Consider the following 24,682-nt stretch of genomic DNA (forward strand, 5'->3'; position numbering starts at 1 on the left):
AGATTTCATATGTGTACTTTCAATACTTTTTTCCAACTTCATCATCATACATAACGCCGTGTATCCGAAGAAAAATTTTTCTTCGTGGGTACAGGGCTTTTCCTGTTGACCCACGAAGCGTTCATAAAGCTATGTGGGTATTTTTATACCTGCATAGCTTTTTTTAATTAAAAAAAGGAGTGATTACAATGGAAATGAAAAATGTAAAAGGAACGAAAGACTATTTACCAGAGGAGCAAGTATTGCGAAACAAAATTAGAAGAGCATGTGAAGATACGTTTGAACGTTATGGATGTAAACCGTTAGAAACACCAACGTTAAATATGTATGATCTTATGTCATACAAATACGGTGGTGGTGATGAAATTTTAAAAGAAATATATACACTTCAAGATCAAGGAAAACGCGATCTTGCCTTACGTTACGATTTAACAATTCCATTCGCCAAAGTTGTTGCGATGAATCCAAATATCCGCCTTCCTTTTAAACGTTATGAAATTGGAAAAGTATTTCGAGATGGTCCGATTAAACAAGGGAGATTCCGTGAATTCATTCAATGTGATGTTGATATAGTTGGTGTAGAGTCCGTCATGGCAGAAGCTGAACTCATGAGTATGGCATTTGAACTATTCCGAACGTTAAACTTAGAAGTAACGATTCAATATAATAATCGAAAATTATTAAACGGTATTCTCCAGTCTATTAACATCCCTACCGAATTAACGAGTGACGTAATTTTATCATTAGATAAAATCGAAAAGATCGGGATTGATGGTGTAAAGAAAGATTTATTAGGGCGCGAAATCGCTGTACAAACAGTAGAGTCAGTATGTAGTACCGTTTTATCTTGTATGGAGTTTAAGCTTACTGAATTTGAAGAAGCATTTAATAATACACTCGTTACCGAGGGAGTAAACGAATTACAACAATTGCAGCAATACTTACTCGCTCTCGGAATAAATGAAAATACGATATTCAATCCATTTTTAGCAAGAGGACTCACAATGTATACAGGCACTGTGTATGAAATCTTTCTAAAAGATGGCATGATTACATCTAGCATCGGTAGCGGTGGTCGTTACGATAATATTATTGGCGCCTTCCGTGGTGATAATATGAGCTATCCAACAGTAGGGATCTCATTCGGTTTAGATGTTATTTATACCGCACTTCAAAAGCAAGAAACCACATCATCTACAGCGGATCTATTTATCATTCCACTCGGAACAGAATTACAATGTTTACAAATCGCCCAAAAACTACGTGCTGCTACTTCATTAAAAGTTGAACTCGAACTAGCAGGACGCAAATTAAAACGTGCCCTTAATTACGCCAATAAAGAAAATATCCCGTATGTACTTATTATTGGCGAAGAAGAAATTACTACAGAAACCGTTGTGCTGCGTAATATGAAGGAAGGTACTGAAGTGAAGATTCCCCTCTTCTCTTTGGAAAATGGCACATTAAATAACTATATGTAATACGAACCACCCTCATTTGGGTGGTTTTTCTATTGAACAGATAAAACCCATTAAGTTTACATAATATAATTATTATAACCCATAAGTGTAAATCACAAAAACATATCCACTCACCACTATATTTGGTAATATATTCATATTAACTTATTTAGGAGGCATTTACTTTGAAGGCAGTCGTAAAAGCATTAAAGTGGACTACAGGTATTTCCCATCTATTATTAATTCCTTGTTATTTATTTCAGGGGCTAGTTGACTTATCCGGGATACCATTTCTTATAGTAATTGCTTTACATATTATTACTATTGTATTAGCTAAAAAGGCAGGTATGAAAGGCTATGCTAATTATATAGGAATCTTGGCTATTCTAGTTGCTTTCTTTCCATATATACAAATCGCTATACATATTATAGCGTCTATTTTCCTTCTATTAGATGCGGCTTCCACGAACATAAAAGAAGTGTATGATTCATAGTGAATTGAAAAATAGAAGTTAGAGACAGTTTTTTTAACCCTATACAAAAAAGAGGGCAGATATGCATCTCCCTCTTGCGTCAAACTACTCTTACTCTTGCTCTTGCTCGTCCATAATCTTCTCAAACGCAGCAGATACTTTTTCAAATTCCTCGTCATTCTCTATGTATGAGAATTCATTATCTTCTTCTACTTTTAAAAAGAAGATATCAATGTCTTCCTCTGTTTCTGTTTGAATGTCTTCTACAAAGGCAACCGCAATGTATTCTGCTCCTTCGACATCCATCGCTCCAAGCACTTCAACTTCCTGCTCTTCATTATTCTCATCGGTAAGACTAAAAATTTCGCCTACTTCAATTGCTTCCATATTCATTCTCCTCCTATCATACTCTAAAAAATAAAACGTTCAAGCCATACACTTACTTACACATCTTTCCATAAAAAAGTTAAATTCATACAGAAAGAACAACAAATTCTTGCTGGTTCAGCATAAGTATCCAATTAATACTATAATCGATAAATATAAATTTTCATACTAAAGAGACTTATGTAGTAATTCCAATACATCTTTCATCGCAAAAGGACCATCTTTTTTTACATGCTCCGCGAATTCAGAAACGAGACGTAATGTTTTCACACTTTCGATTGGATGATCCCCTGACGCACTTTCAGCAGAAAGCATAACAGCATTCGTTCCGTCCAGTACGGCCTGAAATACATCAGTCACCTCAGCTCTTGTAGGAATAGAGTGATCTACCATAGATTGAAGCATTTGTGTCGCTGTAATTACATATGTATTCGTTCGATTGCACTCACGAATCATCATTTTTTGTAACAATGGAATAAATTGATACGGCAATTCCACACCTAAATCTCCCCTTGCGATCATAATGCCATCCGCTTCTTTGCATATGTCTTGAAAATTCTCGATAGCTTCCATCGTTTCTATTTTTGCAATTAATTTGGGCGAAGTTTCTTTATGCTCTTGTATAAAATCCCGTATTTCCTTTATATGACTAGGTTTTCGCACAAAGGAACACGCAATAAAATCAACACCTTCTCTTAAAAGAAACTGAATATCTTTTTTATCTTTCTCTGTAATAGCTGGTAAACTAACAATTGCACCTGGTAAGTTTACCCCTTTATGAGAGGCAATATTTCCACCTGTTTTTATCCTCGTTTCTATTTTTTCCGCACTTACCTTTTCAACAATTAACTCAACTTCTCCATCATTAATAAGAATCCTACTTCCAACTTTCACGTCGTTCGCAATCCCTACATAATCAACACTTGCTTCTTTTTTATTCCCTTCAACTGGAGTGGTACGTAAAATAAATAACTCGCCTGCTTCAAGTGTACTTTGTTCCTCTTTCATTTCACCCAATCTTATTTTAGGACCTTGTACATCCCCTAGAATTTTAATAGAATCGTCTAACGATTTTACTAAACGCATGATTGTTTTATGACTTTCATGGGTGCCATGTGATAAATTCAACCGAACAATTTTCATACCATTATTTATTAACTGAGCTAATGTCTCTTTATTATTACTTGCCGGCCCAATTGTACAAACTCGATCAATTGCCATTCTTCCACCATCCTTTTTATAAATGGTTCCCATAAAATAAAGAGAAGATTCTCTTTATAGGCAAGACCGTACAACTTAAGGATACAAAGATGTTTTATATGAGAAGAAGATTTTGCTGAAAAAGTAGCTTAAATTTAACTTTTCGTGTAAAGCATTTTAACTCCATAGTTATTGTTAGTTTCGTGGCAATAGGGTACTACTAATAATAAATCTTGTTTACATACGAACGTTAGATTGGGATATCGAAAACAACCTATGGAGGAACCACAATGACTACTCTTCGTAAAAAAATAATGGGACTAACATTAGCGGGAACGGTAGCACTATGGTCATTAGCAGCAGGAATCATGATGAACGATAACGAGATAAAAGCTGCAGTAAAAAAAGCAGTAAAGCCACCTAAAAATGTAATTTTCATGGTTATAGATGGGACAAGCTCTTCTGCTACAACATTAGCCCGGTGGTATAAAGGTTCACCTCTTGCACTAGATCAAATTGTATCCGGAGGTGTTCGTACGTATTCAGCAGAATCAGCTATTACGGATTCTGCACCGGCAGCCACAGCTTTAGCGACAGGAAATAAATCAAATTCAGGCTATGTGGGCGTATTACCTTCTATTGTGAATTCGCCTGGGTTAGAGCCAATTAAAGAAGAATGCAAGTTTCGTCCAGTTGCCAACGTCTTAGAAGGTGCAAAACATTCAGGCCGCGCAACAGGAATCGTTGCTACATCAGAAATCCAGCATGCTACTCCGGCTAGTTTCTCCGCTCACCATGCTAACCGCAAGAATTTTGAAGTGCTTGGTGGACAGCAAGTTTATCAAAATATAGAAGTTGTATTAGGTGGTGGAAAGGCAGCACTTCAGCCTACGACAAGCAATGGAATTCGTAAAGACAACGAAGATTTAGTAAAAGTAATTCAAGACAAAGGGTACGACTTTGTCGAAACAAAAGATGCGTTATTAAACTCCAAATCAAATAAAATCTGGGGTTCTTTCTCTAATACTGCCCTTGCGTTCGATATGGATCGTGAAGCAAATCATCCTGAGCAGCCAACTCTTTCCCAGATGACAAGAAAAGCAATTCAAACATTATCAAAAGATAAAGATGGTTTCTTCTTATTCGTAGAAGGCAGTAAGGCAGATTGGGCAGCACATGCAAATGACCCAATCGGGATGATTAGCGATGTATTGGCATTTGATGATGCGGTTACCGAAGCGTTAGAGTTTGCGAAGAAAGATCGTAATACTATGGTCATCGCTTTAACCGATCATGGAAATAGCGGTATTTCCATTGGTAACAGCAATACCACAAAAGGATATGATACCACGCCAGTATCAGCTTACATTGCCCCACTGAAAAAGGCGAAAATGACAATTGAAGGTGCTACAAATAAACTACAAGATGATTTATCTAATATAAAAGAAGTAGCTGCTCTATACGGTTTAGACAACTTAACTGATGATGAAGGAGAAAAATTAAAAGCTGCACGTAAGAAAGCTGATGTAGGTCCGATCCTTACTACATTATTGTCCAACCGTGCGAACCTCGGTTTTACAACTGGTGGTCATACGGGTGAAGATGTATTCTTATACTCTTACGGTCCTCAAAAGCCATACGGTTTAGTCCAAAATACCGACATTGCGAAGACAATGGCCAAAGCAATGGGCTTTCAATTAGGAGAAATAACTAAGAAATTATTTTTAGATGCTGAAACATCCTTTAAAAAAATTGGTGCAATTGTAACGATTGATAAAAAAGATGCACTAAACCCTGTACTTGTAGCAAAACGCGATAATACGGAGGCAAGATTGTCTGTTAATAAAAACATTATCTGTATCGATGGAAAAGATTATGAATTAGGAAGCATCGTTGTAGAAAGCAATGGGAAATTCTATGTACCTGAGCAAGCAATTCAACTATTTTTAAGACACTCTCACTAAATTAAAAAGTGCCTCCACGTGTCCATCAAACTAAGTTTTGAAAAAAGAAATTGAACTTCCTATGCAAATATACAAACAGACGTCATACAAAAACGCCATCCTTTCCTATGTTTCTACAGAAAGGATGGCGTTTTTTTCGTTATATGGATACAAATTTATCTTATTAAATCCATTCAACAATTGTATCCATAGTTTTTCTTGTTTTATCACGCTTCGGCTCTCCTTTACGGTAACCAAAGGCAACCATAACTGATACTTCAAGATTATCGTCTTTTATAATTCCTTCTTGACGAAGTAAAGAATCTACTTTCGCTTTATCAAATCCTTCTATTGGACAAGAATCAATACCGATTTGAGCTGCACTAGTCATCATATTAGCTAAAGCAATATAAGATTGCTTTGATGACCAATCAAGTACAGCACGTTCGGAGTCTAGCAATTTAAAATCGGATTCTTGGAATTTTTTGAAGATTTCATATCTCATCTGTTGGGCTTCTTCAGGTAATCCAATAATATCTTTCATCATGTGCTGAATATACGCTGCATCATAGTGCATATCTTTAATATTTCTTGAAAGAACAATGACAAAATGACTTGCTGTTGCGAGCTGCCCACCTGCTCCCCATGAATATGGTAATAGTTTTTCTCTTAATTCTTTATTTTGTACCACAATAAATTTCCAAGGCTCATAGCCAAAAGAAGAAGGAGATAATCTGCCTGTTTCTAAAATAAATTTAAAATCATCTTCTGAAATTTTCTTCATAGGATCAAACTCTTTACATGCATGTCTAAAGTTAAAAGCTTCCATAATTTTTTGTTTTGTATTTGTGTTAGTCATAAAAAAAACCTCTTTTCATTATTTTTTTGCTCAACCAAATTATATTTTTTAAGCAACAATGATACAAGTACGCACATTTATGTGGTATAGTATCAAAAAAGATACTATTGTAAAAGGAGAGTCTTTTTTATGGTTAGTTCGAAAGAAGATGATGTGAATTATCCATTTTTAAATACTTATTCATGTCCAGTAGAAGCTATGGTTGAAGTTATTGGTGGAAAATGGAAAGGTGTTATTCTTTATCATTTATTAGATGGTAAAAAGCGATTTAACGAATTAAAAAGATTAAAACCTAATATCACTCAAAGAATGTTAACACTTCAACTTAGAGAACTTGAAGCAGATGGTATCGTACATCGAGAGGTATACCGTGAAGTACCTCCTAAAGTAGAATATTCGTTAACCGAACTTGGCGAGTCACTACGTCCAATGATCCTTTTAATGATGGAATGGGCAACTCATAATATGGAGAAGGTTTTGGAGAGTAGAAATAACACTAAATAATATTTAAAACCTGTAATTAGCCATTACAAACAACTCAAAAAAGATTGCCTCTTAAGATACAGGCAATCTTTTTTCTTTTTTTAAATATGAAATTTATGTTTTTGCAGCCTACATCAAAGAGCTATTTCTATTTTGTCATTTCCCGCTATAAAACATATACAGTTTCATATGGTAACGATCAAAAATAAATTCCATCCTTGTGTAATCTACATCGGGTAATATGATTGTGATGGGTAATACGCCTGTGGTGGATAATAAGACTGTAATGAATAATACGGTTGGGGTGGATAATAACTTTGTTGCATTTGTTGTGCTTGTAATGCTTGTTGCTGTGCTTGTATAGCCTGATGAACGGCTTGAATAGTACTTTGCGCAGGCCCCTGCCCTCCTAAAGGACGCATTTGCGTTTCATTGTAAAAATAATTACAAAGCATTCTTTATTCACCTCACCTCTGTAAATATTTTTGTATTCCATCTTGCATACTATGAATATTGAATGAAAGTGGATTATTCATTAAACTTTTCACCTTGCAATTCCTAAATCTCTTTCTATATCAAATAACGTTTTTGTTCCGTTTTCACTTTCATAATTCGATATGCAATATTTCATATTTCGTTATCGTAATATCACTTTATTACCTGTACTTTGTTGGAAACCTATTGATTTCAAGCGTTATATCAACATTTGTAATTTAATTCCTTATTTTAATCCCCTGTTTTTATCCTTGAACACTATATTCAAATAATTATATTGGAATTTTTTGCTCTACACACATATATAAATTTTGTGTATTATGTAGCAGAAGGGTAATTAAAAGACTTACTCTTTGCTATTGAGGGAAGAGCCTGAGAGCCATATCAGGCTCTTCTTTGCTTATATAACATGTATTATAATACGGATTTTTTAGAACTTCTCTATTACACAATCTTGTACTTCTTCAACGCAAATACTTAATTCCTCACATAATTTATCTTAAGAAATATCTATAGACTTGTACATTCGTTCAAAGTTCCCGTTACTATGCGTATCTACTATCTATGTAGATAACAATTCAATCACTTTCGTCTTATCAATCTTTTTCTCTTCAATCGGCATAACACCATGTACTACACCTGTATACCTGTATCTCTGGTTAACTGTTGCGCCTCGTCACACGCTTTAAATTAGTTATCGTGAGTTGTCATCACTTCCCAAAACAAATATACACTCCATATTTCATGTTCTTCATTCTCCTTTTCTACAAAATAACTATTGTATTAAATTAAAAAATACAATCGCTTGTCCATTTCACTTTGTTCTACTTTTGCATTTACTATTAGTAATACGAACTTTTCTGAGGTGAAATATAATGGACGAGTTTTTCTTTTCTGCTGCGCTAAATCCAGGTTCAATTGGGCCTACCCTTCCACCTGTTCCACCCTTTCAATTCCCTACAGGTCCCACCGGTATTACTGGACCTACCGGGCCCACTGGTAACACCGGGCCTACCGGCAATACTGGACCTACTGGCAACACCGGGCCTACCGGTAATACTGGACCTACCGGCAATACTGGACCTACTGGCGCTACTGGACCTACTGGCAATACTGGACCTACAGGATTTAATCTTCCTGCTGGACCTGCATCTATTACCTTAACTTCTAACGCAACCACAGCATGTGTATCCACCCAAGGAAATAATACTTTATTTTTTTCGGGTCAAGTATTAGTGAACGGTAGTCCTGCTGCAGGGGTAGTAGTCAGCTTTTCATTTAGTAACCCTTCTCTTGCTTTTATGGTTCCTCTTGCTACCATCACCAATGCTTCAGGTAACTTTACCGCTGTATTTCTAGCCGCAAATGGACCTGGAACAGTAATCGTTACTGCTTCACTTCTTGATTCTCCTGGAACAATGGCTAGCGTCACAATTACCATTGTTAATTGTCCGTAATGGTTTTATTTTTATCATTGGGATGTTCCTTTCAAATGAAGTCTTTATTTCTTCACACCCACCGAAAATGAACAGTAACTAAAAAGATTTAGATAGTATAAGGCGAGCCTCAACAAACTAAAAAGGCCTACTCACACGAGTAGGCTTTTGAAACTATGAAAGCTTCGTTAATAATTGATTTAAATCTTTTTTCGTTTTCGTCGTTAATGACTTCATTTTATTAACATCTATCTTTTCTTTTTCAGCTCCTACAATTAACGGATACATACTTTGGCCGATTGTTTTGTACTCAGTCGGATGCGATGCTTCTAATTCTTTTTCAATAACATCCCACTTCTCATTAATTTGTTTTCCAAGTTTATTAACTGTTTCTAATTTAGGATTTGCAGCTAATTGCTTGTCTAAGCTTTCAATTAATGTAACGACTTCTTTTACATTTGTTTTCACAGCTACGCTTTTCTTCGGATCTTTCGTTGTCTTTCCACTTGTCGTTTGGTCTGTCGTTTTTCCGCTAGTTGATTGATCTGTTGCTTTGCCACTAGTAGTTTGATCATTCGTTTTTCCTGTCGTTTCTTTTTCTTTTGTTGTTTTGCCGTTACTTTCTGTTCCTGTTGATTCTTTCGTATTTTTTGCATCCTTATCTGTTTTTTCATTCGAAGAAGTATTTGTGTCTTTTTCAGTATCTTTCGTTGTTTTTGACGCTTCATCTGCACTTGTCGTTTTTGATTGCTCTTCATTTTGTGCAGTTGCCTGATCCTTCTTCGCTGCATCTTTATCTGTGGAGGTACTACAAGCTGCCATTGTAAGCATTGTACCAATTGCTACTGATGCGATAGCGACCTTTTTCATTTTCATATAAATCCCCCTATGTTTATATAATTTATCCTCCTCTTTACGATTCTATTTCCCCTTAAAAAATCCCTTTTCACACGAATCACCATTTTCCCGACAGTAATCTTCATAATAATACGTACAAAAAACGATAAATTAATTTTAATATTCGAGTTTCTTCTACTTCATTTTTCTCCTCTGTAGCAAAAGAAAAAGAGTATGTTGTCACATGAAGATTTTCAATCTACAAATGACAACATACTCTCCTATCAACTTTTTCTCTTTTTTGACATTTTATTTATACAAAAAAAATAAAATTAGCCAACTTTTTTTGTTTCTCAACTTTGTTAACATAATATTTTTATGAATAACCACCATTCGAATGAATCACTTGCCCAGTAATCCACTTCGCCTCTTCACTTACTAAAAAAGCAATTAAACGGGCAACATCCACCGGTTCTCCAACTCTACCTTGCGGGAATTTCCATACTAAATGATGCTGTAATTCTTCTGTAATCCATCCTGTATTGGTTGGCCCTGGATCAACGGCATTAACGGTAATCCCCTTCTCCATCGCAACTGGTGCTACTGATTTTGTAAATGCTTCAATTGCTCCTTTCGTTGCCACATATGCTAGTTCATCTGGCATTGGACCTAATGACTGCCCTGAAGTAAGATTAATAATACTTCCGCTCTGCTTGCATGCATAATGTTTTATAAATAATGAACTTAATAACATAGTTGCCCGAACATTAACTGTATAATGTTTATCTAGTTGTTCTACATCTAATTCCTCAATTTTTGTATGAGTAGAATACGCTGCATTATTAATAAGAATAGATGGATCACCTAACCGTTCTGATACCATATACAATACACGATTAGGCGAATAAGACTGCGATAAGTTGATTTCTGCCATTTCACATCGAACGCCGTAACTTTCAATTTCCTTTTTCAACAAAAAGGGTTCTCGATCATTCATTCCCCACGGCATTCCTTTATCATACCGAGGCCAGTACGTGAAAAAGACGTCTATCCCCTTTTGAGCAAGCACCTTGCATACAGCTGCACCAATTCCATTCAGACGAGTTGCCCCTGTTACAATTGCTATTTTCTTCACCTTTTCTCCCCCATCTATACGTAAATCCCCTGCACGAATACAGAGGATTTACCTTCTTAATTAATATTTGACAATATACGTTCTGCACCTAATTTTAAAATTTTAATAAAGATATAATTTACAATCGTAAACATTGCAAATAAAACGATAAACATAACCCAAAGTCCTACTTGAAGGAAGAAGTATAATACACTTACTCCCGCTACAATAATTAAAGCTATTAAAATATTAGCTAAAAAATTCCACAAAGTTGTATATCGACTTTTAAATAATTTCTGTTCTGTATCCCAATGAATATCTGCAGTTTGTGCGTCCCAGCGTGTTCCGATTAAATTAATTAATAGCAACCCGTTCGCACTTAGTAAAAACCACAGTATCATGAAGACTGGAGAAATCCCAGCTACAACTGCCATCGTAATACCAAATACTGCTAAAATGATCACATTAATTAACCAAGCAGTGATTGCTTTCGCAAAAAAGATATCCGAAGCCTTTACTGGTAAATATCGATTCACAAACCAAGAGCTTCCATCACGTGAAAATGACGTTGTTGCAATGACGTTACTACCCATTAAAAATAACGATGCACAAAGGCCAACACCGATTGCAAATCCAGTTGTCTCTGGATTGTTAATATACTCTGTAATAAACTTTAAATTTCCATCTTGTACAAATAAAATAAAGAACAACATAATCGGCATGACGAAAGTTTGTACGATACAATTTAAGAAAAATTGCGGTGTACGGAATAACGTTTTAAATTCTTTTTTCACATACGCTTTCAAGTGTGAACTTTGTACGGTTGATTTCTGTAAACCCTCTGCTGAGATGACCTCTTTTTTTGCTGTACTCGTTGAAAGTCCAATAACCCCTTTTAAATATGTACGCCCTGCAATGTAATAAAACAGCCCGAAAAATGCGATAGAAATAAGAATGTATATTAGTACGTATAATATTCCCTTCCACGATGCATTTTCTACTAATCCCATCGCTCCAAAATATGTAGTTGGAAAATAATTTGTCATTTGTATGAAAAGTGAGGATTCATTATTTGCAAGATAATTCGCAACCGAATCTCCAGCTCCAGATACTGCACTTTTATTTCTCCATTGCATAAACACATTAATTCCTACAATAAATAGTATGCTTACCATCCCAATGAATATATTCCCTCGATCTTTATTTTTCGCTATATTCGTATACCTCATAATAATTGTCATAATTAACGAAGCTAAAACTAGCGGAATGATCGGGAAGAATAAGTAAATGACAATCATGTAAATGTAATATGTAATGAAAGCACCACTCTTTAAACCATAAGTAATAAAGATAGGCAATAAAATAAATGAGCTCATTACGTATTGTGTAATTAACACTGTAAAGAACTTTGCCGAAATAATTTGCGCTGGTTTTAACGGTAAAGGTAGTAACATTTCAACATCATTACTATAGTAAAACACTGTTAAAATATTCATAATACTCATCAAAAATACCCATATACTAGCAATCGCTAATCCCATCGCAATAACAATTCCTGGATTTTGTCCGAGGTGTATCATTCCTTCATATATTCCATGGGTCATCGAACCGAAGATTAAAAAACCTACAAATAAAATGGCTGCAAATGAAAATAAATATGCCCATCGTTTCTTTTTATCTGCTATGAAATCTGCATAATTTAATTTCAATAATACCTTCGTTAACGTCCAAATTTTACTCATTGCCCGTCATCTCCAAGAACATTTTTTCAAGTGATTCATTGGATTTAAAATGATCTCTCATTTCATTTAAATTCCCTTTAAACTGCAAATTCCCCTTATTAATAATAGCAACGCGGTCACATATTTTTTCCGCTACTTCTAATACGTGTGTAGAGAAAAATACAATCTTTCCTTTATCCGCATGCTCTCTCATCATTTCTTTTAAAATATATGCAGATTTCGGATCAAGCCCTGTTAACGGTTCATCTAAAATCCATACATCTGGCTCATGCACGAGCACACCAATAATAACAATCTTTTGTCTCATACCGTGTGAATAACTTTGAATTTGATCAGATAAAGCATTATAAAGGTCAAATTTCTTCGCTAAAGACTCTATTCGTTCTTGTCGTACTTCTTTTGGCACTTCATACATATCAGCCATAAAGTTTAAATATTCAATTCCTTTTAAACGTAAAAACATATCTGGACTATCCGGCACATAACCAAACGTCTTCTTCGCTTCCATCGGCTCTTCCATAATATTTTTGCCGTTAATCGTAATAGTCCCTTTGTCCACCGCGTGAATACCAGTAATCATCTTAATTGTCGTTGATTTACCCGCACCATTCGGTCCTAAAAACCCAAAGATTTCTCCGCTAGGTACTGATAAACTTAAATCTTTTACTGCATAGTTAGACCCATTATAACTTTTTGACACATTCGTAATTTCAATCATTCCATCCAATCCTTTCCTTAATTACCAAATAACTATATTGATATTATAGCATACTTCTATTTTAAGATTTTTACATTTTTCAGTTTATTTAACCTTTAAAATAAATGTACACTCCTAATCCAACGATTAAAACAACGGCTAATATAATATAAATCATCGTAAGACGTTTAATATTCCCTTTTGTAGCTTTACTATAATTCGCATCACCATTTCTCCCGATTAACACCGTCGCAATTACAGTAATCACTACAAGTAATATAACGATTATTATCCCAGTTAACATTTCTTCCTCCCCCTCCTTACAACCATTTTACGATATTTCCCTTTTTATTTTACAGAATATTTAACCTTTTTTACTATTATTATGAAATAAATCGCAAAACTATTATTACTATGAATTTCCATATGTGATATATTTATAACATAATGTGACTTATTTATAATATTGCAAGGAGTACCTATCATGAAAACAACTTGGATTAAATATTTAGGTTTTCTCGGTTTCTTCGGTTTTCTCGGCTTTTTTTATGAAAAAGGATTATTTACTATGTTCTGTTTCTTCTCCTTTTTCACATCGTATAGAATGGTTCAACACGATGAACTGTTTGAACAAATCGTCAATAAATCGTGCCGCAATGCATTTATCGTTACATTACTAACTACCGCTATCATTATGTTCATTGAAATGCTATTTCCAAATCCAATCTTACAAGAGATTGATATCGCTATTATTTTCAGCACACTCATTCTTACGTTCAGTTTCTCTATGTTCTTTTACGATAAACCTGTTGATGAAATGGAAGATGCGCCATGGCGTTCGTGACGAAAATAAAAGAATACCGCGCCAAATTGAACATGACACAAGAAGATTTAGCGAAACAAGTTGGTGTACGTCGTGAAACGATTAGCCACCTTGAAAAAGGAAAGTATAACCCTTCCTTACAGCTTGCTCACGATATAGCGAAGGTACTACATAGTACGATTGATGAGATTTTTATTTTTGAGGATTGATAAAGGGCATCCAGTCACCAGAAGAGCATAAAAAATACCGGCATTCTTTCCATGAAGAATACCGGTACTTCTCATTTATTCCGCTATTTGTGGGAGTCGGGCTGATAATCAATCAGTGGAGGATGCTCCCATTGATTATAGTTTCACTTTATTACCCATACAAAACCGCATGAAATACGCCTAACAGTAAGTATTGATCCTGCATATAGTCATCATCATATACATTCATCTCGATGTAATACATATCTTCCTCAAGACGAATATTCCAATCTGCAATTACATAGCCCTTTCGTAATAACTTTCCAAGCCCAATTGAAGTTTTGTGAACAACATATTCTTCTCTCTTATATGTAAAGGTAAATAAGAAATTTGCATCCAATAACTTTCCGTCACATACAAGTATTTCATGCTCTACATCATTATTATCTTTGTACGTTACTAAAATCCTTCTTTGGCGCTGCCTACTTACATCCTTTGCAATGACGCGAATAGTGTCCTTACTATCCTTTATTTCATAAATGATATTACTACCAACTTTTGGAATGAAATCTAGTACTTTCATCAACGTATTTTTATAATAGCCTCGTACTACGCCTACTTGTTTGCTTTCATTGTAAACCTCTATCGACGTCGTATCCGCTTTACTATCACACGGTCGTTTGTAAGAAAGCTGCATCATTCGCTCTCCTCTTAAGTACTGATCAAACGTCACAGGATATTCTATCGCGCGCAGTTCCTTGTTTAGCTCATATAAATAGCGTTGAACGCTCCCTACTAATGTTGTAGTAGAGATACGCTCATGAAGTTCAAATTGTTGCCAACTGGAAGAAATTCTCCACTGATCGTCCTCTTCATAAAAGAAGCCAAGAATTATCTCATCACGGTCAATCGTTTCATAATTCATATGTACGTTCTGCCCGTGTTGCACTTGTTCCATCCACTGTCCTAAATAAATGCCGAGCTCTGCGACCTTCATGCATGACTTTTGAAAAAGTACTCTGTCACCCACACAAATCGTTAAATCCCCTTCAATAAAGCCCTTAGTATAAGCAGCATACCGTGGCTCATCCTTCTGTGGAATAGCCTTGTCTAACTCAAATAAAAACGTTAACATCTTTCACTCACCTCTAGTTGTTACACAGCTCATGCCTAACATCGCATCACTCTGAGAAACTATGTATATACATATATTTAATTCATGCATTATAACACGTAAATGACCTTAGTATGGTAGCGCTATTTTTTCTTCGCGAACTCCCTCATAATAGAATAACTATCCTTTTATTATTTTTTCTTGACTTAGAGTTCACTCTAACCATTATAATCAACTCATAGTTCATTCACAATAAAATCAACTGGATAAAATTCAGGAGGGATCGGAAAAACTAAAATCAAAAGCGGCTGACATTAACGCAGACCTGGATGTTGTCATTCGAACCTTCGATTTATCTGTTACTACAATTGTACATTAAGGTACTAGTCAAATAAAAACCAACGATTTCCTATACGTTAAGAAGCCAGTCATTCTTGTAATTTTTTCCTTATTTTACTTTCTCTTAATAGTCGTAAAGCTTCTATAATATATTTAGTGCATATAAAAGAGACGGAACCATAAAATCAGCAAATTAGAAAATAAAACAGGACGGGAGTCAGTTATTATGGAGCAATCAGATAAAGCATTTAGTCAGGCACTAGTAAAATCGTTAAGAGGAGAACGAGGACATCTTCCCATCAAGAATGCTTTGTTGGATATAGACGTGGCGCTTGCGGGAAAACGCAGAGAGGAACTGCCTTATTCTATTTATCAATTAGTAAAACACATGACCTATTGGCAAGATTTTCTCTTATTATCCGCTCAGGGAAAGAAGCCAGCATTGCCTGCCCATGTAAAAGAGAGCTGGCCTGAAGAAGAATGGCCTGGCAATGAAGAAGAGTGGCAACAAATTATTCAGTATTTTCTTCAAGGGATTGAACAGGCATGCACGATTGCCCAAACTGTTCAATTGGATAAAACATTGGAGGAATGGCCTGGTGAAACCCCTGGTGGCGTTCTACGCAATATTGCATCTCATAACTCCTACCATTTAGGAGAAATTGTGCTGATTCGCAGATTATTTAGTGCTTGGCCACCGCCAACAGGCGGATATCCGGTCTAAACAAGGAAAGGGTTCCACCCCATGCCCATTAACTTAAGGTTTTGGATTACCCCCAAAACGAAATTTTTACAACTTTACAGTTATTTATGAGAATTAAGTTCATTTTTTTCAGAACTGGGGAACAAACATTTTTTTAACTTGGTGGAGATAGGGTACAAAAATAAAAAAACGATTGCTCGGATCCTAAGAGACAATCGTTTTTTATTTTTAAGCTGTTTGTAATGACCAATTACAAACAGCTTAAAATATATCAACTATTCGACAACTTTTAACACGATTAAAATGAGGATACCTTTTCTTCCGCGACTTCCACAATTTCTAAAATTTGTAGCAGACTCTCCACTTCATAAGTCGGCTTAACACTCGTCGCATTCTCTTTCAGACTCGGATTATACCAACAAGTATCAATGCGGTAATCTTCTCCGCCCTTCATATCTGAAGTTAGTGAATCTCCAACCATTAGTACACTTGATTTATCAGTAATCCCAAGCTTCTCAAATGCATAATCAAAAATCTCACGTGCCGGTTTTTGATGGCCAACATCTTCAGAAATAATAATATGTTCAAAGAAGTTACTTAAAGGCGAATTCCCAATTCTTGATTGTTGTACTTTTGTATATCCATTCGTAATGATACCTAACTTGCAATCTTGAAGATTCTCACATAATTGCACTGCACCTTCTATAAGATGTACTTCTTTCCCTAATTTTTCAAGGTATACATCACTAAATTGCTGCGCATCTACTTCTATACTATGAAGTTCAAATAATTGTCTAAATCGATCTACCGCTAATTCACCTAGCGTAATCATTTTATTTTCTAGATCGCTCCATAATCCATTACTAATCTCTTTATAACTTGCAAGGTAATCATCATACCCTGTAGGCATGCCGAACTGTACAAACGCGTTATGTAATGCGTTTCTTTCCGTTTCAGGGAAATCTAATAATGTGTCATCTACATCGAATAGTATTACTTTGTATTTCATGATGTTCGCCTCAATTCCTATTTTCAAAACTTCATTTTCATAGCTTAATTATAAGCTTTTATATATTTCATTATAAAGTGCTTTGACTCGCTCTTTATAGAATACACCTTTATCCTTTATTTTCAAATGTGCTATAAATAAGTTTGCTAGCATGACCGCTGTATCTAGTCTATAAAATAAATTAACAATATGAGGGGTAGCATTAAAGATACTATCATTCTTATATCCATCTTTAAATTCATCCCAACTAACCTCATTTGTTTCAGCTATTCTCATAAGCTCCAATAATGGATGACCAATTAAAGCGTTATCCCAATCAACCATTGCTTTAACTTCTCCATTATACCCAATTAAATTGGCTGGTCGAATGTCCATATGTAATAAACACTTTACATGATTAGCTGTACTAAGAATATGTTCAATTGTTTGTGCATCTGGAAGTTTAATACCACAATTCGTAATTGTATTAAAACCTTCTACTCGTTTCACAATGCGTTCCGCTATATACTTACTAATTGGCTCTTTAATATTCTGCTCGTAATGTAAACCTTTAATTGGCATACTATGAAGTTTATTAACTAGTTCTCCTATTTTATAAGCAGAAATAGGCATATGATCTGTAGCCACATAATCTGAAATCAAAAAATCAAGGTCGGTAGAAAGATGCAATCCGTGTATCCTTGGTACTGGAATGCCTTTTGAATTGCAAAACTTAGAAAGCTCTGCTTCCTTTTGCAACGAAATCCGACTATTAAATACATCTTCATTTATATTTTCTACTTCTCTTTCCCACGGCACTCGAAATGCTAATGGCCCTTTTTCTGAATCTCCGCGAAATACGATATTTTGCACTCCCGTTCCAATCACCTTTAAATCCTGCACAGCTAATTCCTTATATTCTTGACTTAATATTGTTGTTAAATTTCCCCTTAACTCCTCTGCTTTTAAACGTGTATGGATCATTTTATCCCCCGATTCGTAAGTTCTTTTCATCCATTTTCTCCTCGGTGCACAACATCCTCATAAACAAAATTATAGCAACAATAAAAAAAGGAGGCTAATCCAAATCAGCCTCCCTCCTTGTTATTTATCTTCTAGCAATAACACTTTCATTTCCTCTAACGACTCTTTCGTAAAGCCAAGAGCTTTTTCAGCATATGCTTCAACTGATCCGTATTGCTTTTGGATTTCATCAATCGCAGCTTGTAAATACTCAGCGCGCGCTTCAAACATTGCACCTAATATTGCTCTACTTTCATCGTTTTGTAATTTCGCACCTAAAAAGGCCATCATTTTTTCGTTTAACTTTTCACGAAAACCGTTACTTAGTAAGTAGTCTTCCATTACTGTTTTTTCTGGTACACCTAGTAAAAGTAGTAATAATGCTGAGCCAAATCCAGTACGGTCTTTTCCAGCTGTACAGTGGTTTACTAACGGTAAGTTTTCCGGGTTTTGTGCGAGTTGTAAAAAGCTTATGAAAGCCTCGTTGCCATCGACGAAATCTTGATTCATTTTCACAAGGTATTCGCCTGGTTTCCCTAACATAGATAGGTCACCAACTTGGAAAAACTCATTTATATTTAAATCTTTCGCTAAGTCTTGCATAACTGGTAAGCATACTTGGCGAGCACCTGTAATGCCTGGATTCGGCTTATGCTTTACTTCAAAGTCTGTACGGTAATCACAAATTAATTTTAAGCCCGACTTCTGTAAATACTCGATATCCCATTCTGTTAATCCTGCTAATTCTTCAGAACGGTACAATTTGCCCCATTTTACTTTACGGCCTTCAGTCGTTTCATATCCTCCCATATCACGGAAGTTAAACGCTCCTTGTAGTGGCAATCTACGCTCAGCTACTGTAACTGCTTGTCCATTATTTCCTACTAACCTAAAATAGGGACGCTCATTCTCACTCGGGTTTTCAATTATACATGATGATTCTCCATTTACCGTTACAAGTAATTCACCATTTTCTTCAATATGATCTGGTGAATTACTCCAATAAATTTTCACTTCTTCTATATTATTTTCCCACTTTATTTGTAACGTAGTAGCTTCATTTCTTTCTACAGTTGCTTGTAACCAATTTCTTTGCTGCCCCATTCTTTCACCAACGCTTTCTCTTATAATCGAATCTTACTCTATTGTATTATAGGAATATCTACTTTGTCGTTCTCATTTTTCTTTTTATCTTACAAACAGGCATAAAGTTCTTTCACTTGTTCAAAATTTGTACACGGATTCTCACTAGATGAGTTCCAGATTATATCTTAAAACTTCCTCACATATCGCTCGGTAGCACTTAACAGCTGACATCCATTCTTTTCAAAAACATCCTTCATCCACTCGTTTTGTACATTTGTCTCCCCAATATAATAAGATGCTCCTATTTCTTTTAAAACAAACATTGCCCCTGTAAAGAATGCTGTTTCATACCCTTTATTTCGCATATTTGGAGCGACTGCGAAATACATTAGTTTTCCTTCTTCTAACGTACCTCTCTCAATATGCGGGATTACAATTCCTATTGGCTCTTCACCTACAACTGCTGTTAAACAATGCTCTTTCCATTGCCCACCAATTTCTTGTTCCATCATATGTACAAATTGATTATAATCGACTTGTTCTCCTGTCACTTCATTCCACAGTGAATAAAAAACGTCTTCTCCTACTTCTTCAATTAATTTAAAATCAATATCACTTTCTATATCTTCTACTTCGTATATATCTTTAAATACAATCATGTTTTCAGTAACATATTCAAATGAATACGTTTCGAAGCATTTCTTATACACATTATAATTTGGGCTTTTTGAAGAAACCTCAAAATGTAGTTTTTCTAATCCTTCATTTTCTGCCTCAGCGACGCAATATTGCATCATCTCTTCTAATTGCTCTTCTGTAAAAATCTCTGCGTTATTTTCTTTTATTGTTATAGAAGAAGCACTTCTTCTTATTTTAAAATGTTTTTCTAACTGTTCTATTGTCGTCATATTCTTCCCTCATCTATGTCATACTCGAATTTCTAATAGTTCTCCTTGCATGAGCAGGATTGTCCTTGAATATATAGAATACTAGAAAACATCGCATCTTTAAAGTACGGAGGAGGTTCTCCATTGGATATTACAGCATTGCAACAACAGTTAGAGCTTATACAACAAAATGACTATTCGCAGCTGCATCATATAAATGTAAATGAGTTAACTTTGAACATGCTTCAGTACATCGGAACGACTGATAGTTACGTTCGTTACCAACTTATATATAAATGTTTTGCGCATTTCATTCATCATGAATTCCTTATGGACGATCAGCTGAAATTACTGTTGCAAACTTGTTTAAGTGATGAGTATTTATATTGTGACATTTACTCCCCACATACAGATGGGGTTTTCACACGTTCTTACACTGTTTCTTTAATTGCGTTAATACTCCAATTCGCTAACTCTCACTACTTTTTTACAGAAGAGGATATCGAGGAGATAAAAAATAAACTCATTACATATACAAACTTAGAAATGGACTTTCGAGGATATATCGAAAATAAAGGATGGGCTCATTGTATCGCCCACGTATCTGATGCTTTGACTGAAATTGTTCATAATTCACATACGACTTTTGAATGGTATGAAGAGCTCATTCATTGTTTATTAAATAAAATCTTCATTCCATCTGATATTTTTCATAATAACGAAGATGAGCGTATTGTTACGCCATTAATATCCATGCTGTATCATGACTTCCCGCAAGATGAGTTAATTTCAATTATTTATAAAAAAATAAAAAGGCTTCCTCAAATTAGAAAACGCCTTTCGCTTAATGAGTATTGTATTTTATGTGCCAACATTAAAACCTTTTTACGTACATTATTCTTTAGAACAAAAGATGATCATAACTTAGCCTATACAGCACGTAAAACAGAAAAAATGTTAAAAGAACTTCCAAACTATTATTAAATACAAGGAGAAAAATTATGGGTTATATTGAAGACGTAAGAAATCTAGTAGGAAATCATCCACTTATATTAATAGGCTCACACGCCATTATATTAAATGAGAAAAATGAAGTGTTACTGCAGCTCCGAACAGACTTTAACCGCTGGGGTATTATTGGTGGCGCCTTAGAATATAACGAGACGTTAGAAGATGCTTTAAAGCGAGAAGTATTTGAAGAAACTGGGCTTATCATTAAAGATCCAGAACTGTTCCGTACATACTCAGGACCAGATTTTTTTCAAATCTATCCAAACGGCGATCAAGTACACGGTGTACTCGTTGTTTATATTTGCCGAGAATTCCACGGCGAACTTATATGTGATCAAGCTGAGTCAAAAGAATTACGCTTCTTTCCGCTTGATAGGTTGCCTATTACTCTTCATCCAGTCATTGAGCGGATTATTAGGGAGTTTCAGCACTCCAATTAAAAAACATTACATATTGTATATAGAAATAAAACACCCTCATTTCCCGTCATTATAACGTGAAATGAGGGTGTTTTATTTCACCGGAAATCCGAATTGTTCCTTAGTATTTAGATTGTTATCTCAATCTGATTTCCTTCAGGATCACTTACTACACTTTCATAATAACCATCCCCTGTAGTGCGTGGACCGTTTAACACAGGGTATCCTACTTCTCTTAACATTTCAGTTAATTGATTGACTTTTTCTTTGCTACCTACAGAAAAAGCAATATGCGCATATCCTATTGTTTGTGTTTGTATTTCATCACCTATCCCTACTTGCCTCATAAGTTCTAGACGTGCGCCACTTTCAAAAGTTATAAAATACGATTCAAACTGTTTTTTCGGATTGTGATATAATGCGTTCGCTTCACCATTGAAGTATTGTTTATAGAAATCACGCATTCCTACTAAATCATTCACCCAAATTGCTACATGTTCAATTTTCATAATCGACACCTTTTCTTTTATGTTATACAACCAACAATTTGATGTTTAATTGCAAGTACACTTAATTTTCTTTGTTTGTTCTAGTAATCATGAGATCAAGTCCAAGGCTTTTTAATCCATATAAATAATCTTCTTTCCAATCGCTCACTGTTATTTTTGGAATATGTTCCGCTGGAATGTACTTCGGACAACTTTTTATAATTTGATCTATTACAAATTGATTCACTTCATCGTTACAGAAAATAAACGCATGAGGATTAATAATAGCTATAAATGCAGAGATTAAACGGGTAATAGCATCTATATTATATTTCTCTGGATTATTAGACTCTCTCACTTCATCTCCACTTCTCAAAGCTTGTAAGAAATTTTTATTATCATACTGCGGAACGAAAGATATCTCTCCTGAGAAAAATGTACTTCCTCGTACCACATCTCCATTTATCATAATACCTGCACCTGGACCATTTTGACCTGAATACAAATATACAAGAGATGAATTATCATTATTTCCAGTGTTTTTATGATAGCCAAGGACTGCGGCATTCATATCGTTTTCTATTACTACAGGTATAGAGAATAGGTCCTCCAAGTGACTTTTCAAATTAAAATTCTGAAACTTTTCATAACCAGGTATATAAAAAATACGACCATTATCAACCGAACCGGGCACACCAATTGATATAGAGCTTATTTTCGGAAATGTAGCTATAAGACTTTCTATATGTTTAGATAATAGGTTTACGCCAGTATCAATTAATACACTTGAAGTACTTCCTTGTTCTTTTACTTCCCCTAAACAGTTAAAAATTGTATAGTTTGTCTCATTTTTTTCTAAAAATATCGCTAAACCTAACATATATTCCGGATTATATGCATATCGTTTCGCTCTTCTTCCACCACTTGAATCATCTAGTCCGACTAAAGTGATTTCACCATCTTGTTTCATTTTTTCTATAAATTTACTTATCGTTGGAAAACTGATTTCTAATATATTACTAAGTTCAACTTTCGTTGCACTACCTTGCTCTAGAAGAGCTGTACGAATGCCGCGAAGGATCGTCTCTTTAATCGATTTTTGAGTAACAAATTGTTCACTCAAATCGCTCACCACCTTAATCAACATACTTATTAAACATTTTTAATAAGTTGCGTTGACAATATATCATACATCATTTTCTAAAGCAATAAAGATGATATATTTCCGCTGCATGCACTCCTTGTTTAGCTCGATTTATTTTCTCTCGTAACAGACGATACAATTCCAGATAAGAGAACAAATAATAAAACAGCTAGCAAGGCATTGCGTATTCCGAATGATTCCCCTAGTATACCTAAAAATGGTGGTCCGACTAAAAACGCTGTATAACCGATGATAGAAACCGTAGCAACATTAGAAGTCGCATTTTCACGGTCATCTCCAGCGGCAGAAAGACCAATTGGGAAACCTAGCGCGGCACCAATCCCCCACAGTACTACACCAAATGCTAGAAAATACGAGTTACTCCCAAATATTATGATTGAAATTCCTATAATCGCCATCATAATAGTAGCACGTATGACAGCGACACGACCGAATCAATCAAGGAAATAACTACTACACATACGAGCTAATGTCATTGCCAATACAAAAACGGTGTACATAATAGAGCCTGTCACTACACTTTGCTGATGTCCGTCTACCATTACGATAGGTAGCCAATTATTTGCACTTCCTTCTGTAAATGCCATTCCAAGTACAAAAATACCAATTAAAAGAATCCTTTTTTTCATACGTAAGGAAGTATGCTTCGCTCGCTTTTTGTTCCGCCCTTTCTCCTTCTTTCCTGTTACATGCGGAAGAAAACGATACAACATACATACAAGTAATACAAACACGACCGAAATCGCAAGAAACTGATACAGAATCGGGATGTGAAGCGAGATGGCGGCAGAACCACTGAGCGCGCCTATTAAAGTTCCTATACTAAAAAGGCCATGAAATTTCGGAAGAAGAGTTGCTCCTAATTTCTGCTCAATAGAAGAACCTTCTACATTCAATGCGACTTCTGCTAATCCATATCCTACTCCAAATACTAGTAAGCTACTAAAAGCCCCCATACTAGAAACAAAATAAATAGTAATACCTAAACAAAGTAATCCAACAATCATAAAAAACATACTGCCTATAATAACGTCTCTAGCTCCCTTACAGTCAATAAAGCGACTTGCACTCAGCAAACCGATTATTGAACCGACAGATAGTCCGAACAAAATCCAGCCCATTTCTGCATTTGACACTGCTAAAATATCTCGAGTAGCTGCTGTTCTTGAAATCCATGTAGCAAATGCGACGCCTGGCAAAGCAAATAAAAGAAAAAGAGCATTTCGAGAGGCAAGTAATGTCTTTGTATGATTGTCCACACTATTTTTCTTCATATGAAACACCTTTCACATTGTCTATACGATACGACACCAGTTTATTCA

The 24,682-nt window shown here is 35.2% G+C and carries 27 protein-coding genes and 3 pseudogenes; 11 read left to right on the plus strand and 19 right to left on the minus strand.

What is annotated here, in order from left to right:
• The first annotated feature begins 188 nt into the window (after positions 1 to 188).
• Together KPL75_RS03035 and KPL75_RS03040 are read left to right on the plus strand one after the other, a co-directional pair.
• Entirely contained in the window at positions 189 to 1,481 is a 1,293-nt protein-coding gene (locus KPL75_RS03035) for a histidine--tRNA ligase (protein ID WP_219919347.1), read from the plus strand.
• A 164-nt stretch (positions 1,482 to 1,645) separates the two neighbouring features.
• A complete protein-coding gene (locus KPL75_RS03040; RefSeq protein ID WP_097833179.1) occupies positions 1,646 to 1,954 on the plus strand; it encodes a hypothetical protein in 309 nt (102 codons plus the stop codon).
• Positions 1,955 to 2,044: 90 nt separating this feature from the next.
• Here KPL75_RS03040 and KPL75_RS03045 read toward each other — a convergent pair whose 3' ends face one another.
• Together KPL75_RS03045 and KPL75_RS03050 are read right to left on the minus strand one after the other, a co-directional pair.
• Positions 2,045 to 2,326: a DUF1292 domain-containing protein gene (locus KPL75_RS03045; protein ID WP_002013967.1), complete on the minus strand. Its 282-nt coding sequence runs from the start codon at positions 2,324 to 2,326 to the stop codon at positions 2,045 to 2,047.
• Between the two features lie 162 nt (positions 2,327 to 2,488).
• Positions 2,489 to 3,541: a pyruvate kinase gene (locus KPL75_RS03050; protein WP_219919348.1), complete on the minus strand. Its 1,053-nt coding sequence runs from the start codon at positions 3,539 to 3,541 to the stop codon at positions 2,489 to 2,491.
• 269 nt (positions 3,542 to 3,810) lie between these two features.
• On the opposite strand from KPL75_RS03050, the gene KPL75_RS03055 reads away from it, so the two are divergent.
• The gene (locus KPL75_RS03055; protein ID WP_219919349.1) at positions 3,811 to 5,484 is read left to right on the plus strand and encodes an alkaline phosphatase; all 1,674 of its coding nucleotides are present in this window, start codon (positions 3,811 to 3,813) and stop codon (positions 5,482 to 5,484) included.
• A gap of 163 nt (positions 5,485 to 5,647) precedes the next feature.
• Here the strand turns inward: KPL75_RS03055 and KPL75_RS03060 are convergent, their stop codons facing one another.
• Positions 5,648 to 6,322 (minus strand): NAD(P)H-dependent oxidoreductase, encoded by a 675-nt coding sequence (locus KPL75_RS03060; protein ID WP_097833183.1) that lies wholly within the window; start codon positions 6,320 to 6,322, stop codon positions 5,648 to 5,650.
• Positions 6,323 to 6,451: 129 nt separating this feature from the next.
• Here KPL75_RS03060 and KPL75_RS03065 point away from each other — a divergent pair, with 129 nt between their 5' ends.
• Positions 6,452 to 6,826, plus strand: a complete 375-nt coding sequence (locus KPL75_RS03065) for a winged helix-turn-helix transcriptional regulator (protein ID WP_219919350.1) — start codon at positions 6,452 to 6,454, stop codon at positions 6,824 to 6,826.
• Positions 6,827 to 7,032: 206 nt separating this feature from the next.
• Here KPL75_RS03065 and KPL75_RS03070 read toward each other — a convergent pair whose 3' ends face one another.
• The gene (locus tag KPL75_RS03070; protein WP_219919351.1) at positions 7,033 to 7,260 is read right to left on the minus strand and encodes a DUF3947 family protein; all 228 of its coding nucleotides are present in this window, start codon (positions 7,258 to 7,260) and stop codon (positions 7,033 to 7,035) included.
• A gap of 915 nt (positions 7,261 to 8,175) precedes the next feature.
• Between KPL75_RS03070 and KPL75_RS27645 the strand changes: the two are divergent.
• A pseudogene (locus KPL75_RS27645) lies at positions 8,176 to 8,232 on the plus strand (exosporium leader peptide-containing protein); the annotation flags it as partial.
• 17 nt (positions 8,233 to 8,249) lie between these two features.
• Here KPL75_RS27645 and KPL75_RS27650 read toward each other — a convergent pair.
• The 7 genes from KPL75_RS27650 to KPL75_RS03100 form a co-directional block, all read right to left on the minus strand.
• Positions 8,250 to 8,480, minus strand: a complete 231-nt coding sequence (locus tag KPL75_RS27650; protein WP_309137445.1) for a hypothetical protein — start codon at positions 8,478 to 8,480, stop codon at positions 8,250 to 8,252.
• Between the two features lie 45 nt (positions 8,481 to 8,525).
• A complete protein-coding gene (locus tag KPL75_RS27335) occupies positions 8,526 to 8,741 on the minus strand; it encodes a hypothetical protein (protein ID WP_002146605.1) in 216 nt (71 codons plus the stop codon).
• 169 nt (positions 8,742 to 8,910) lie between these two features.
• Positions 8,911 to 9,612 carry a hypothetical protein gene (locus tag KPL75_RS03080; RefSeq protein ID WP_219919353.1) on the minus strand — a complete coding sequence of 234 codons (702 nt, stop codon included), beginning with the start codon at positions 9,610 to 9,612 and terminating at the stop codon, positions 8,911 to 8,913.
• Between the two features lie 337 nt (positions 9,613 to 9,949).
• Complete coding sequence (locus KPL75_RS03085) at positions 9,950 to 10,708, minus strand: SDR family oxidoreductase (RefSeq protein ID WP_219919354.1); 759 nt, start codon at positions 10,706 to 10,708, stop codon at positions 9,950 to 9,952.
• Between the two features lie 56 nt (positions 10,709 to 10,764).
• Complete coding sequence (locus KPL75_RS03090; RefSeq protein ID WP_219919355.1) at positions 10,765 to 12,429, minus strand: putative ABC transporter permease subunit; 1,665 nt, start codon at positions 12,427 to 12,429, stop codon at positions 10,765 to 10,767.
• On the minus strand, positions 12,422 to 13,147 hold the full coding sequence (locus KPL75_RS03095) for an ABC transporter ATP-binding protein (protein ID WP_219919356.1): 726 nt from the start codon (positions 13,145 to 13,147) through the stop codon (positions 12,422 to 12,424). The genes KPL75_RS03090 and KPL75_RS03095 overlap by 8 nt, the downstream gene beginning before the upstream one ends.
• Before the next feature lie 88 nt (positions 13,148 to 13,235).
• Positions 13,236 to 13,430 (minus strand): hypothetical protein, encoded by a 195-nt coding sequence (locus KPL75_RS03100; protein ID WP_219919357.1) that lies wholly within the window; start codon positions 13,428 to 13,430, stop codon positions 13,236 to 13,238.
• A 180-nt stretch (positions 13,431 to 13,610) separates the two neighbouring features.
• On the opposite strand from KPL75_RS03100, the gene KPL75_RS03105 reads away from it, so the two are divergent.
• Together KPL75_RS03105 and KPL75_RS03110 are read left to right on the plus strand one after the other, a co-directional pair.
• On the plus strand, positions 13,611 to 13,970 hold the full coding sequence (locus KPL75_RS03105; RefSeq protein ID WP_219919358.1) for a DUF3796 domain-containing protein: 360 nt from the start codon (positions 13,611 to 13,613) through the stop codon (positions 13,968 to 13,970).
• Positions 13,958 to 14,158 (plus strand): helix-turn-helix transcriptional regulator, encoded by a 201-nt coding sequence (locus KPL75_RS03110; RefSeq protein ID WP_219919359.1) that lies wholly within the window; start codon positions 13,958 to 13,960, stop codon positions 14,156 to 14,158. Before KPL75_RS03105 ends, KPL75_RS03110 begins: the two co-directional genes overlap by 13 nt.
• A 151-nt stretch (positions 14,159 to 14,309) precedes the next feature.
• Here the strand turns inward: KPL75_RS03110 and KPL75_RS03115 are convergent, their stop codons facing one another.
• Complete coding sequence (locus KPL75_RS03115; protein WP_219919360.1) at positions 14,310 to 15,272, minus strand: tubby C-terminal domain-like protein; 963 nt, start codon at positions 15,270 to 15,272, stop codon at positions 14,310 to 14,312.
• 256 nt (positions 15,273 to 15,528) lie between these two features.
• Here KPL75_RS03115 and KPL75_RS27655 point away from each other — a divergent pair.
• Both KPL75_RS27655 and KPL75_RS03120 read left to right on the plus strand, forming a co-directional pair.
• Positions 15,529 to 15,627: pseudogene (locus tag KPL75_RS27655) on the plus strand (oxidoreductase); the annotation flags it as partial.
• Positions 15,628 to 15,816: 189 nt separating this feature from the next.
• The gene (locus KPL75_RS03120) at positions 15,817 to 16,314 is read left to right on the plus strand and encodes a DinB family protein (RefSeq protein ID WP_219919361.1); all 498 of its coding nucleotides are present in this window, start codon (positions 15,817 to 15,819) and stop codon (positions 16,312 to 16,314) included.
• 277 nt (positions 16,315 to 16,591) lie between these two features.
• Here the strand turns inward: KPL75_RS03120 and KPL75_RS03125 are convergent, their stop codons facing one another.
• From KPL75_RS03125 to KPL75_RS03140, 4 genes are all read right to left on the minus strand, one after another.
• Positions 16,592 to 17,302 (minus strand): YjjG family noncanonical pyrimidine nucleotidase, encoded by a 711-nt coding sequence (locus tag KPL75_RS03125; protein WP_219919362.1) that lies wholly within the window; start codon positions 17,300 to 17,302, stop codon positions 16,592 to 16,594.
• Positions 17,303 to 17,350: 48 nt separating this feature from the next.
• Complete coding sequence (locus tag KPL75_RS03130; protein ID WP_219919363.1) at positions 17,351 to 18,295, minus strand: phosphotransferase family protein; 945 nt, start codon at positions 18,293 to 18,295, stop codon at positions 17,351 to 17,353.
• Positions 18,296 to 18,385: 90 nt separating this feature from the next.
• Positions 18,386 to 19,408 (minus strand): tyrosine-protein phosphatase, encoded by a 1,023-nt coding sequence (locus KPL75_RS03135; protein WP_219919364.1) that lies wholly within the window; start codon positions 19,406 to 19,408, stop codon positions 18,386 to 18,388.
• Between the two features lie 167 nt (positions 19,409 to 19,575).
• Positions 19,576 to 20,298 (minus strand): GNAT family N-acetyltransferase, encoded by a 723-nt coding sequence (locus KPL75_RS03140; protein WP_219919365.1) that lies wholly within the window; start codon positions 20,296 to 20,298, stop codon positions 19,576 to 19,578.
• Between the two features lie 123 nt (positions 20,299 to 20,421).
• Between KPL75_RS03140 and KPL75_RS03145 the strand changes: the two genes are divergently transcribed.
• Both KPL75_RS03145 and KPL75_RS03150 read left to right on the plus strand, forming a co-directional pair.
• Positions 20,422 to 21,261, plus strand: a complete 840-nt coding sequence (locus KPL75_RS03145; protein ID WP_219919366.1) for a DUF2785 domain-containing protein — start codon at positions 20,422 to 20,424, stop codon at positions 21,259 to 21,261.
• Between the two features lie 17 nt (positions 21,262 to 21,278).
• Complete coding sequence (locus KPL75_RS03150) at positions 21,279 to 21,728, plus strand: NUDIX hydrolase (protein ID WP_219919367.1); 450 nt, start codon at positions 21,279 to 21,281, stop codon at positions 21,726 to 21,728.
• A 107-nt stretch (positions 21,729 to 21,835) separates the two neighbouring features.
• Here KPL75_RS03150 and KPL75_RS03155 read toward each other — a convergent pair whose 3' ends face one another.
• The 3 genes and pseudogenes from KPL75_RS03155 to KPL75_RS03165 form a co-directional block, all read right to left on the minus strand.
• A complete protein-coding gene (locus KPL75_RS03155) occupies positions 21,836 to 22,216 on the minus strand; it encodes a VOC family protein (RefSeq protein ID WP_219919368.1) in 381 nt (126 codons plus the stop codon).
• A 61-nt stretch (positions 22,217 to 22,277) separates the two neighbouring features.
• The gene (locus KPL75_RS03160) at positions 22,278 to 23,318 is read right to left on the minus strand and encodes an ROK family transcriptional regulator (protein WP_219919369.1); all 1,041 of its coding nucleotides are present in this window, start codon (positions 23,316 to 23,318) and stop codon (positions 22,278 to 22,280) included.
• Between the two features lie 122 nt (positions 23,319 to 23,440).
• Positions 23,441 to 24,634 (minus strand): annotated as a pseudogene (locus KPL75_RS03165) (MFS transporter).
• Positions 24,635 to 24,682: the final 48 nt, after the last annotated feature.

Origin of the sequence: Bacillus sp. NP247, assembly GCF_018966865.1 — a bacterium.
Taxonomy (GTDB): Bacteria; Bacillota; Bacilli; order Bacillales; family Bacillaceae_G; genus Bacillus_A.

Coding starts and splice junctions, on each gene's coding strand:
- KPL75_RS03140 (WP_219919365.1), bottom strand. CDS start 20,298: ATGACGACAATAGAACAGTTAGAAAAACATTTTAAAATAAGAAGAAGT.
- KPL75_RS03055 (WP_219919349.1), top strand. CDS start 3,811: ATGACTACTCTTCGTAAAAAAATAATGGGACTAACATTAGCGGGAACG.
- KPL75_RS03090 (WP_219919355.1), bottom strand. CDS start 12,429: ATGAGTAAAATTTGGACGTTAACGAAGGTATTATTGAAATTAAATTAT.
- KPL75_RS03150 (WP_219919367.1), top strand. CDS start 21,279: ATGGGTTATATTGAAGACGTAAGAAATCTAGTAGGAAATCATCCACTT.
- KPL75_RS03135 (WP_219919364.1), bottom strand. CDS start 19,408: ATGGGGCAGCAAAGAAATTGGTTACAAGCAACTGTAGAAAGAAATGAA.
- KPL75_RS03095 (WP_219919356.1), bottom strand. CDS start 13,147: ATGATTGAAATTACGAATGTGTCAAAAAGTTATAATGGGTCTAACTAT.
- KPL75_RS03155 (WP_219919368.1), bottom strand. CDS start 22,216: ATGAAAATTGAACATGTAGCAATTTGGGTGAATGATTTAGTAGGAATG.
- KPL75_RS03125 (WP_219919362.1), bottom strand. CDS start 17,302: ATGAAATACAAAGTAATACTATTCGATGTAGATGACACATTATTAGAT.
- KPL75_RS03100 (WP_219919357.1), bottom strand. CDS start 13,430: ATGTTAACTGGGATAATAATCGTTATATTACTTGTAGTGATTACTGTA.
- KPL75_RS03035 (WP_219919347.1), top strand. CDS start 189: ATGGAAATGAAAAATGTAAAAGGAACGAAAGACTATTTACCAGAGGAG.
- KPL75_RS03060 (WP_097833183.1), bottom strand. CDS start 6,322: ATGACTAACACAAATACAAAACAAAAAATTATGGAAGCTTTTAACTTT.
- KPL75_RS03080 (WP_219919353.1), bottom strand. CDS start 9,612: ATGAAAATGAAAAAGGTCGCTATCGCATCAGTAGCAATTGGTACAATG.
- KPL75_RS03045 (WP_002013967.1), bottom strand. CDS start 2,326: ATGAATATGGAAGCAATTGAAGTAGGCGAAATTTTTAGTCTTACCGAT.
- KPL75_RS03070 (WP_219919351.1), bottom strand. CDS start 7,260: ATGCTTTGTAATTATTTTTACAATGAAACGCAAATGCGTCCTTTAGGA.
- KPL75_RS03115 (WP_219919360.1), bottom strand. CDS start 15,272: ATGTTAACGTTTTTATTTGAGTTAGACAAGGCTATTCCACAGAAGGAT.
- KPL75_RS03120 (WP_219919361.1), top strand. CDS start 15,817: ATGGAGCAATCAGATAAAGCATTTAGTCAGGCACTAGTAAAATCGTTA.
- KPL75_RS03130 (WP_219919363.1), bottom strand. CDS start 18,295: ATGAAAAGAACTTACGAATCGGGGGATAAAATGATCCATACACGTTTA.
- KPL75_RS03050 (WP_219919348.1), bottom strand. CDS start 3,541: ATGGCAATTGATCGAGTTTGTACAATTGGGCCGGCAAGTAATAATAAA.
- KPL75_RS27335 (WP_002146605.1), bottom strand. CDS start 8,741: ATGGTAATTGTGACGCTAGCCATTGTTCCAGGAGAATCAAGAAGTGAA.
- KPL75_RS03065 (WP_219919350.1), top strand. CDS start 6,452: ATGGTTAGTTCGAAAGAAGATGATGTGAATTATCCATTTTTAAATACT.
- KPL75_RS03105 (WP_219919358.1), top strand. CDS start 13,611: ATGAAAACAACTTGGATTAAATATTTAGGTTTTCTCGGTTTCTTCGGT.
- KPL75_RS03110 (WP_219919359.1), top strand. CDS start 13,958: ATGGCGTTCGTGACGAAAATAAAAGAATACCGCGCCAAATTGAACATG.